The sequence below is a fragment of the Pseudomonas sp. BTN1 genome (genome assembly GCF_001907715.1).
GTDB lineage: Bacteria > Pseudomonadota > Gammaproteobacteria > Pseudomonadales > Pseudomonadaceae > Aquipseudomonas > Aquipseudomonas paracarnis.
Genome location: NZ_MPBM01000054.1, coordinates 31420 through 41700, shown reverse-complemented (window position 1 = coordinate 41700; position 10281 = coordinate 31420). Strand labels below are relative to the sequence as shown.

Annotated in this window: 8 protein-coding genes; all 8 read left to right on the top strand. The window is 61.4% G+C overall.

Annotated features, from left to right (window positions below; translation table 11 throughout):
• The first annotated feature begins 520 nt into the window (after positions 1-520).
• Positions 521-1015, top strand: coding sequence for a DUF1543 domain-containing protein (locus tag BMH52_RS24675; RefSeq protein ID WP_014718213.1), 495 nt, complete (start codon positions 521-523; stop codon positions 1013-1015).
• A 108-nt stretch (positions 1016-1123) separates the two neighbouring features.
• Positions 1124-1405 (top strand): peptidylprolyl isomerase, encoded by a 282-nt coding sequence (locus BMH52_RS24670; protein WP_014718212.1) that lies wholly within the window; start codon positions 1124-1126, stop codon positions 1403-1405.
• 130 nt (positions 1406-1535) lie between these two features.
• Complete coding sequence (locus BMH52_RS24665) at positions 1536-3395, top strand: extracellular solute-binding protein (RefSeq protein WP_073845350.1); 1860 nt, start codon at positions 1536-1538, stop codon at positions 3393-3395.
• Complete coding sequence (locus BMH52_RS24660) at positions 3395-4453, top strand: microcin C ABC transporter permease YejB (protein WP_005788805.1); 1059 nt, start codon at positions 3395-3397, stop codon at positions 4451-4453. The genes BMH52_RS24665 and BMH52_RS24660 overlap by 1 nt, the downstream gene beginning before the upstream one ends.
• The gene (locus BMH52_RS24655) at positions 4453-5475 is read left to right on the top strand and encodes an ABC transporter permease (protein ID WP_019817605.1); all 1023 of its coding nucleotides are present in this window, start codon (positions 4453-4455) and stop codon (positions 5473-5475) included. Before BMH52_RS24660 ends, BMH52_RS24655 begins: the two co-directional genes overlap by 1 nt.
• A gap of 10 nt (positions 5476-5485) precedes the next feature.
• A complete protein-coding gene (locus BMH52_RS24650; protein ID WP_019817606.1) occupies positions 5486-7057 on the top strand; it encodes an ABC transporter ATP-binding protein in 1572 nt (523 codons plus the stop codon).
• Between the two features lie 145 nt (positions 7058-7202).
• On the top strand, positions 7203-8594 hold the full coding sequence (locus tag BMH52_RS24645; protein WP_014718208.1) for a sigma-54-dependent Fis family transcriptional regulator: 1392 nt from the start codon (positions 7203-7205) through the stop codon (positions 8592-8594).
• A gap of 293 nt (positions 8595-8887) precedes the next feature.
• Positions 8888-10279, top strand: a complete 1392-nt coding sequence (locus tag BMH52_RS24640) for a GntP family permease (RefSeq protein ID WP_014718207.1) — start codon at positions 8888-8890, stop codon at positions 10277-10279.
• The last annotated feature ends 2 nt before the right edge of the window (positions 10280-10281 follow it).

The following is a 10281-nucleotide window of genomic DNA, read 5'->3' as shown; positions in this document are numbered from 1 at the left end:
GGTTTGGGGGTGATCCGGAGTGGCGGTGGGGTCGGCGGCCTGTGCGGCGCGAGGGGAAGGGGGGTGGCGGCGGCACGGATTCAAGCCTGCGTTCGGGCACACCGAGCCCAAGCGAGGTGCCGAGTGGTGGGGCAAGAGCGCTTTGCTTACTTTCGCGCTTTTCGAAAGTGAGCCGCCGTTGGGCGGAACCCTAGGTGGCCGTAACCGCAGAAATGGATATGTACACAATCCAACTGTGTTGACTGCCAGGCCGCCTTCGCTAGCAAGCCCGCTCCCACAGTTGGATTGTGGGGTGTCAGGTAGATAGGTATTGCTTGTCAGGGCGTTATCGCAGGCAAGCCAGCTCCCACAGTTGGATCCTGGGGTGTCAGGTAGATAGGTATTGCTTGTCAGGGCGTTATCGCAGGCAAGCCAGCTCCCACAGGTTCAGCGTCGCGACACACAGGCCCCATCACAACCGGACAAACCAGCTCAATCGCAGTATGGTTGCCCTCTAACCACTCCCCAGGAAACCCCGGTAATGCTGTTTGTCGTCATGCTCGGGGGAAAGCACCCGCGAGCCAGGATCGAAGTACACGATGTGGTATTCGCAGTGGCCGATACCCTGCAAGCCACCTACCCACAATTACGCGACGCCTGGTTTGGCAGCCCCAAAGGCGTACACATCGATTCATGGATGGCCGTCGATGGCGTCGACGGCTGGAAGGTTGAACTGAGCCACCTGGCGCCCCACGGCGATGCGCCGCGCCTGTACTTCATCAACCTCGGCGGCTACGAGGCCAATAGCTTTGGCGAAGCCCACCACTACCTGCTGGTGGTCGCCCGTAACAAACAGGAGGCCATGCGCAAAGGTAAGCAGCAGATGCTCAGCCACTGGTCCCAGGCCCACACCGACACGGTGCTGGATATCGACGATTGCCTGCCCATCGACCTGGTGGACGGCCGCTATATCCACCTGGTGCAAGCAGCGCACCAAGCGATCGTGCAGCGCAACGACTATCTCGTACTGCCTTGAACCGGCATGACCTAAACAGCGGCGACTGAAAACCCAGTGGAACTTTGCCGAGAAATAACCGCCTGAATCCGGTACGCTCACCGTTTTTTACTCTAGGAGTTACTCACCATGGCCAAAGCCACCGCCCGTCACATCCTCGTTGCCTCTGAAGACAAGTGCAACGAACTCAAGGCCCAAATCGAAGGCGGCGCTGATTTCGCAGAAGTCGCTAAAGCCAACTCCAGCTGCCCATCCAGCCGTCAGGGCGGTGACCTCGGTTCGTTCGGCCCAGGCCAGATGGTCAAGGAATTCGACACCGTGGTCTTCAGTGCCCCGGTCAACACCGTGCAAGGCCCGGTGAAGACCCAGTTCGGCTATCACCTGTTGGAAGTCACCAGCCGCCAGGATTGATTCAATCTGCGCTGATGCTATAAACAACGGCCCGCCCTTTGGTGGGCCGTTGTGCATCTGATGACTGGCGATGCCCAGGCCGTTAGCGTACAAATCCTTATTATTCTTTACCCGGCGCTCAAGGCTGATAATGCGATTGGCTTTTTCATCTCTGCTCTGCTCCACCCTGGCCTTTCTAATGGCCAGCACTGCGGTGATCGCAGCCCCGCAAACCTACCTGACGGTGTACGGCGAGCCCGCCAAGTACGCCGAAGGTTTCAGCCATTTCGACTATGCCAACCCCAACGCCCCCAAGGGCGGCAGCCTGCGGCGCTCAGCGCTGGAGGTGGGGCGGTTTGACCATGTGCTGCCCTATATCGACAAAGGGATCGGCGTGTCCCAGGTCGACGGCTGGGTGTATGCACCCTTGGCGTTGCGCTCGCTGGATGAGCCTTACACCGTCTATGGCCTGGTGGCGCAAAAGATGGAACGGGCCGACGACGGCCTGTCGCTGCGCTTCTACCTGAACCCCAAGGCGCGCTTTGCCGATGGCACGCCCATTACCGCGCAAGACGTGCGCTACAGCTTTGACGTGTTGATGACCCAAGGCAGCCTGCGCTATCGCACGTTATTTGCAGACGTCAAACACGTCGAAATCGAAGGCGAACGACAGGTGCGCTTTGATTTTTCCAGCAACGAAAACCGCACCCTCTCTCTGGATCTCGCCACTTTGCCGGTGTTCCCCGAGCACTGGTGGAAGACCCGCGACTTTGCCAACGGCGGCGGCTACGAAGCGCCACTGGGCAGCGGCCCTTACAAGGTCAGCAAGATCGACTCCGGCAGTACCATCACCTTCACCCGCGACCCCGACTGGTGGGGCAAGGACTTGCCGGTCAGCCTCGGCTTGTACAACTTCGATCACCTGAGCCTGGAGTACTTCGGCGACACCGAAGTAGCGCGCCAAGTGCTACGCGGCGGCGCCTATGATTTCAACCGTGAATTCTCCGCCACTGGTTACTCCATCGGCTACAACGGCCCGGCCCTGGACGATGGCCGTCTGCAGCGCGCGCACCTGGCCAAGGAGATGCCGCAGCCGGCCCAGGGCTATGTGTTCAATGTGCAAAAACCGATGTTCAAGGATCGCCGCGTGCGCCAGGCCCTGGCGATGCTGTGGGACTTTGAATGGGCCAACCGCCAGATGATGCGCAACCTGTACATCCGCCAGCAGAGCTATTTCTCCAATAGCCCGCTGGCCGCCAGCGAGTTACCGACCCCGGAAGAACTGGCGATCCTCGAACCCCTGCGCGGTCAGGTTCCCGACGAGGTGTTTACCCAGGTGTTCAAGGCCCCGGTCACCGATGGCAGTGGCATGATCCGCGACAAACAGCTGCAAGCCTTGGCCCTGCTGGAAGACGCCGGCTGGAAACCTGTGGGCGACAAACTCGTCAATGCCCAGGGCGAGCCACTGGAATTCACCTTCCTCAACGTCCAGAACGGCCTTGAGCGCCTGTTGCTGCCCTACAAACGTAACCTGGCGCAGATCGGCATCACCCTGAATATCCGCCGCATCGACTCCTCGCAATACGTCAACCGACTGATGGCCCGCGACTACGACATGATCGTCACGGGTTTCCCGGTCACCACCTCGCCCGGCATGGAGCTGTACAACTATTTCGGCTCTGCCGCCGCGTTCGATTCGGGCGCCAACAACTACATCGTGCTCAAGGACCCGGCCGTCGATACCCTGATCCATGGCCTGGTCAAGGCTGACACCCAGGCGAAGATGCTCACCTATGCCCACGCCCTGGACCGCGTGCTGCAATGGAATTACCTGTGGATCCCCAACTATTACCCACCGGGCACCTCCGCCGCATGGTGGAACCGTTTCGGGCGCCCGGCCATCGAGGCGAAGAACGACGAAGCCCTGGAAACCTGGTGGGAAGTCAGCCCCACCCCGCTGACGAACGAACAAATGCAGGCTGAGTTGAAAAAACGCGGAGAGGCCCACTGATGTTTGCCTATATCGTACGGCGCCTGCTGCTGATCATCCCGACGCTGGTGATCATCCTGTTGGTGAACTTCGTGATCGTGCAGGCCGCGCCCGGCGGGCCGGTGGAGCAAGCTATCGCCCACTTGCAAGGCATTGGCGGCGGTGGTGTAGCCGGCGCATCCGGCGAAGGCATCAGCGGCTCGCGAGCCAGCCGCGGTCTGGACCCAAAGCTGATCAAGGACATCGAGAAACAATACGGCTTCGACAAATCCGCGCCGGAACGCCTGTGGTTGATGCTCAAGAATTACGCCCAACTGGACTTCGGCAACAGCTTCTTTCGCGGCGCAACGGTAACTGACCTGATCCTGGAAAAGATGCCCGTCACCATTTCCCTCGGCCTGTGGGCCACGCTGATCACCTACCTGGTGTCGATCCCGTTGGGCATACGCAAGGCCGTGCGCCATGGCAGCAGCTTTGATATGTGGAGCAGCACGGCCATCGTCATCGGTTACGCGATGCCGGCATTCCTGTTCGCGATGTTCCTGATCGTGGTGTTCGCTGGCGGTACCTCGCTGAACTGGTTCCCGGTACGCGGGCTGGTCTCGGAAAACTTTGCAGAACTGAGCACCGTGGGCAAAATCGCCGACTACTTCTGGCACCTGGTATTGCCGGTAACCGCGTTGGTGATCGGCGGGTTCGCCACCTTGACCATCCTCACCAAGAACTCGTTCCTCAATGAAATTACCCGCCAGTACGTGGTCACCGCCCGCGCCAAGGGTTTGAGCGAACGCCGGGTGCTGTACGGTCACGTGTTCCGCAATGCGATGTTGCTGGTGATCTCGGGGATTCCCCAAGCGTTTATCAGCGTGTTCTTTGCCGGTTCGCTGCTGATCGAGGTGATCTTCTCCCTCGATGGCCTGGGCCGCATGAGCTACGAGGCGGCCGTGTCCCGCGACTACCCGGTGGTGTTTGGCTCGCTGTTTATCTTCACCCTGTTCGGCCTCTTGATAAAACTCATCGGTGACCTCTGCTACACCCTGGTGGACCCGCGTATCGACTTCGCCGCGAGGAACGCCTGATGCTCAACCTCTCCCCCGTGGCCCGCCGACGCCTCGAGCGCTTCAAGAAAAACCGCCGTGGCTGGTGGTCGCTGTGGCTGTTTATCGGCCTGTTTATCCTGACCCTGGGCGGCGAGTTGATCGCCAATGACAAGCCGCTGGTGCTCAGTTTCAAGAACGAGCTGTATTTTCCGGTGTTCAAGCGCTACACCGAGCAGCAGTTCGGTGGGCAGTTGCCGTTCCAGGCGGACTACCGCAGTGACTACGTGCAAAAGCTGATCAAGCAGGAGGGCGGCTGGATGCTGTTTCCGCCAATTCCTTTCAGCGATGACACGCCCAACTACGAACTCACCCGCCCTGCCCCGAGCCCGCCGTCGGCGGTGAACTGGCTGGGCACCGATGACCAGTCCCGCGATGTGTTGGCCCGGGTGATCTTTGGTGCACGGGTGTCGATCCTGTTTGCCCTGGCCCTGACCGCCATCAGCGCCGTCATTGGCATTGCCGCCGGGGCGTTGCAGGGATACTACGGTGGCTGGGTAGACTTGCTCGGCCAGCGCATCCTGGAGGTGTGGTCTGGCCTGCCGGTGCTGTACCTGCTGATTATCCTGTCGGGGTTTGTGGAGCCGAATTTCTGGTGGTTGCTGGGGATCATGGCGCTGTTTTCCTGGCTGGCCCTGGTGGACGTGGTGCGCGCCGAGTTCCTGCGCGGGCGCAACCTGGAATACGTCAAGGCCGCGCGCGCCCTGGGCCTGGGCGACGGCAAGATCATTCGTCGGCACATCCTGCCCAACGCCATGACCGCGACCCTCAGCTATTTGCCGTTCATTTTGACCGGGGCGATATCCACCTTGAGCGCCCTGGATTTCCTTGGCTTCGGCATGCCCGCCGGCAGCGCGTCCCTGGGCGAGCTGATCGGCCAGGGCAAGCAGAACCTGCAAGCGCCGTGGCTGGGCTTGACGGCGTTTTTCACCCTGGCGCTGATTCTGTCGTTGCTGGTGTTTATCGGCGAGGCATTGCGTGATGCCTTCGACCCCCGCTCATGAGTGACCGCGTATGAACCTGATCGAAATCCGCGACCTGTGCGTCGCCTTCAACGGCCAGACCGTCGTGCGCAACCTGAGCCTGGACGTGCGCCCTGGCGAGTGCCTGGCGCTGGTGGGCGAGTCGGGCTCGGGCAAGTCGGTGACGGCCCACTCTATCCTGCAACTGCTGCCGCAAGCCGGCACCCAAACCCTGGGTTCGATCAAGTATCGCGGCCAGGAACTGATCGGCGCCTCACCGAGTACCTTGCAAAAATTGCGCGGCAACCGCATTGCCATGATCTTCCAGGAGCCGATGACCTCCCTGAACCCCCTGCACAGCATCGAAAAGCAGATCGGCGAAACCCTGCTGCTGCACAAGGGCCTGGGCGGCAAGGCGGCGCAGGCGCGCATCCTCGAACTGCTGGAACTGGTGGGCATCCAGAAACCCCAGGAACGGCTCAAGGCCTACCCCCATCAATTGTCCGGCGGCCAGCGCCAGCGGGTGATGATCGCCATGGCCCTGGCCTGCGAGCCCGAGCTGCTGATTGCCGACGAGCCCACCACAGCGCTGGACGTGACGGTGCAGCGCAAGATCCTGTTGCTGCTCAAGTCCTTGCAACAACGCCTGGGCATGTCGCTGCTGCTGATCAGCCATGACCTCAACCTGGTACGCAGTATCGCCCAGCGGGTCTGCGTGATGCGTGCCGGCGAAATCGTCGAGCAGGCTGACTGCCAGGCCCTGTTCACCGCACCGCAGCATCCCTACAGCCGCCTGCTGCTGGATGCCGAGCCCTCGGGCGACGTGCTGTGCAGCGAGCCGCGTGACACGGTACTGGAAGTGGATGACCTGAGCGTGCAGTTTCCCCTGGGAGGCGGGCTGTTCCGGGCCAAGACCTACCTGCGCGCAGTGGACGGCATCAGCCTCAGCGTGCAGCGCGGCAAGACCCTGGGGATTGTCGGCGAGTCCGGCTCCGGCAAGTCCACCCTGGGCCAGGCGATCCTGCGCTTGCTCGACTCCAGCGGCAGCATCCGCTTTCAGGGTGAAGCTCTGGATCCGCTCAACCATCAGCAGATGCGCCCATGGCGCAAGCAGATGCAGGTGGTGTTCCAGGACCCCTATGGCAGCCTCAGCCCGCGCATGTCGGTGCAGCAGATCATCAGCGAGGGCCTGGAAGTGCATGCCCCGTGCAGCCTGGCCGACCGCGATGCGCAAGTGGTCCAGGTGCTCAAGGACGTGGGCCTCGACCCTGCCAGCCGACATCGCTACCCCCATGAGTTTTCAGGTGGCCAGCGCCAACGCATCGCCATTGCCCGCGCCCTGGTACTCAAGCCAGCGCTGATGCTGCTCGACGAACCCACCTCGGCCCTGGACCGTACGGTGCAGAAACAAGTGGTGGCGCTGCTGCGCGAACTGCAGGACAAATACGGCCTGACCTACCTGTTCATCAGCCATGACCTGGCGGTGGTGCGCGCCATGGCCCATGACATGATCGTGGTCAAGGATGGCAAGGTGGTGGAGCGTGGCGCGAGCCATGAGGTGTTCGAATCGCCCCAACACCCGTACACCAAAGAACTGCTGGCAGCAGCGCACATCCCTTTGTGAGGTGAGATTGTTCCCACGCTCTGCGTGGGAACACAACCCGAGACGCTCCGCGTCGTGTCTTGGCCCTACGCCAAGTGACGCAGAGCGTCACGGTAGGCATTCCCACGCAGAGCGTGGGAACGATCATTAACAGGATTCTGTACCCATGAGCACTAGCCTCAAGGACTACCAACAGGTTCGCGGCCTGGCCATCCAGTCGCTGTTCGAGATCATCGAGCAGTCCAGCGAGGGCACGGTCATCGTCGACCGCGATGCAAATATCGTGTGGATGAACGAGCGTTACGCCAAGCGCTTTGGCCTCAAGAGCGCCGACCAAGCCATTGGCCAGCCTTGCGAGCAGGTGATTTCCAACAGCCTGCTGCGCCAGGTGGTGCGCAACGACCGGCCGATCCTGCTGGATATCCAGGACACTCCCAAAGGCCCACTGGTGGTGATGCGCCTGCCGATCCACGACGAGGCCGGGGCGGTGATCGGCGCGATCGGGTTTGCGCTGTTCGATGAACTGCGCAACCTGTCGCCGCTGATCGAGCGCTACCTGAGCATGCAGCAGGAGCTGGCCTCCACGCGCTCGCTGCTGCGTTCGCGGCAAAGCAAATACAACTTTGCGCACTTTATCGGCACCAGCGCCGCCAGCCTTGAGGTCAAGCGCCGGGCGCGGCGCAGTGCGAGTGCCGAGTCGCCGGTATTGCTGCTCGGGGAAACCGGCACCGGCAAGGAGTTGCTCGCCCAGGCCATCCACGGCGCATCGCCCCGGGCGCACAAAGCCTTTGTGAGCATCAACAGCGCGGCGATTCCCCATGACCTGCTTGAAGCCGAATTCTTCGGCACCGCACCCGGCGCCTTTACCGGTGCCGACCGCAAGGGTCGCCCCGGCAAATTCCAGATCGCCCAGGGCGGCACGCTGTTTCTCGATGAAATCGGCGACATGCCGCTGCCACTGCAAAGCAAATTGCTGCGGGTGTTGCAGGAAAAGGAATTCGAACCGGTGGGCTCCAACGAGATGCTGCACAGTGATGTGCGGGTGATTGCCGCGACGTCCATGGACCTGGAGGCAGCGATCAAGCGTGGCGAGTTTCGTGCCGATCTGTATTACCGCCTCAATGTGCTGCCGATCCAGGTGCCGCCGTTGCGTGAGCGGCTGGAGGATATTCCGGCATTGAGCGAGGCGATCCTTGAGGAGTTGCGCAGCCAGCACGAACTGGACCGCGATGCCCTGGCGCTGTTGGCCCAACATGCCTGGCCGGGCAATATCCGCGAGCTGCGCAATGTGCTGGAGCGTGCGGCGCTGTTGAGTGATGACCTGATGCTCAATGCCAGCGACCTTCGCGCAGCGATTGGCACGTTCAGCCCGGTACAGCGAGGCGCGGTGGCGGCGGTCGAGGGTGAAACCTTTGCGGCGGCGCGGCAGCGGTTTGATCGCCAGGTGATTGCGGGCGCGCTCAAGGCCAGTGACGGAAATGTTGTAGAGGCGGCCAAGCGGTTGGGGCTTGGGCGGTCGACATTGTATAAAAAAATGCTGGCGCTTGGACTAACCTAGTCTCAAAAAAGAGACTCTATTCCCAATATCAAGACATTCTTATGTGTAAGCTGGGTTGCCTGGGATAGCGGTCTAACAGTGCCCTACAAGCCAGCTGAACCACCACTATCGCAGGCAAGCCAGCTCCCACAAGGATCTCCACTCGTCTCCAGATTGAGACTGCCGTCTCGAAAATCACTCTGAATCCACAGTAAATCCATATATATCAACAAGTTATAAATCTGGCACACATCTCGCTATAGCTTCCTCCCACAGCCTCACCCACAACAATAACAATCCGATGGAGACACACCATGAGTGTGATCATTGCCCTGGCCGCGCTCGCGCTGCTGATGCTGGCCGCCTACCGTGGCTATAGCGTTATCCTGTTTGCCCCCATCGCCGCCCTTGGCGCGGTGCTGCTCACCGACCCGTCCGCCGTCGCCCCTGCCTTTACCGGGGTGTTCATGGAAAAGATGGTCGGTTTTATCAAGCTGTATTTCCCGGTATTCCTGCTCGGTGCGGTGTTCGGCAAGCTCATTGAGCTGTCGGGGTTTTCGCGCTCGATCGTCGCCGCCGCGATCCGCTTGCTCGGCACGCGCCAGGCGATGCTGGTGATTGTGCTGGTCTGCGCCCTGCTCACCTACGGTGGCGTGTCGCTGTTCGTGGTGGTGTTTGCGGTGTACCCGTTCGCCGCCGAGATGTTCCGCCAGAGCAATATCCCCAAGCGCCTGATCCCGGCGACCATCGCCCTCGGCGCCTTCTCGTTCACCATGGACGCCCTACCCGGTACGCCGCAGATCCAGAACATCATCCCCAGCACCTTCTTCAACACCACCGCCTGGGCGGCGCCGTGGCTAGGGCTGATCGGCACGATCTTCGTGTTTTGCGCCGGTATGCTCTACCTCGCACGCCAGCGCAACAAGGCCCAGCGCGCCGGTGAAGGTTATGGCACCGAGTTGCGCAATGAGCCCGAAACCGCCGACAACCTGAGCCTGCCCAACCCGTGGCTCGCGTTGTCACCGCTGATTCTGGTGGGGGTGATGAACCTGTTGTTCACCCACTGGATCCCGCAGTGGTACGGCAAGACCCACAGCCTCAGCCTGCCGGGCATGAGCGCGCCGGTGACCACCGAAATCGCCAAGCTCACCGCGATCTGGGCGGTGCAGGCGGCGTTGCTGGTGGGGATTATCGTGGTGCTGGTGTTCGGCTTCTCGGCGATCAGGAGCAAGCTGGCCGAAGGCAGTAAAAGTGCGGTCAGCGGTGCGCTGCTAGCGGCAATGAACACCGCCTCGGAATACGGCTTTGGCGCAGTAATCGCCTCGCTGCCAGGCTTTCTGGTACTGGCGGACTGGCTCAAGGGCATCCCCAACCCGCTGGTCAACGAAGCGATCACCGTGACCTTGCTGGCCGGTATCACCGGCTCCGCTTCCGGCGGCATGAGCATCGCCCTCGCCGCGATGTCCGAGAGCTTTATTGCAGCCGCCCACGCGGCCAATATCCCCCTTGAGGTGCTGCACCGGGTCGCGGCCATGGCCAGCGGCGGCATGGATACCCTGCCCCACAACGGCGCGGTGATCACCCTACTGGCCGTCACCGGGCTGACCCACCGCGAAGCCTACAAGGACATTTTTGGCATCACGATCATCAAGACCCTTGCGGTGTTCGTGGTGATCGGCACTTTCTACGCCACCGGCATTGTGTGAGG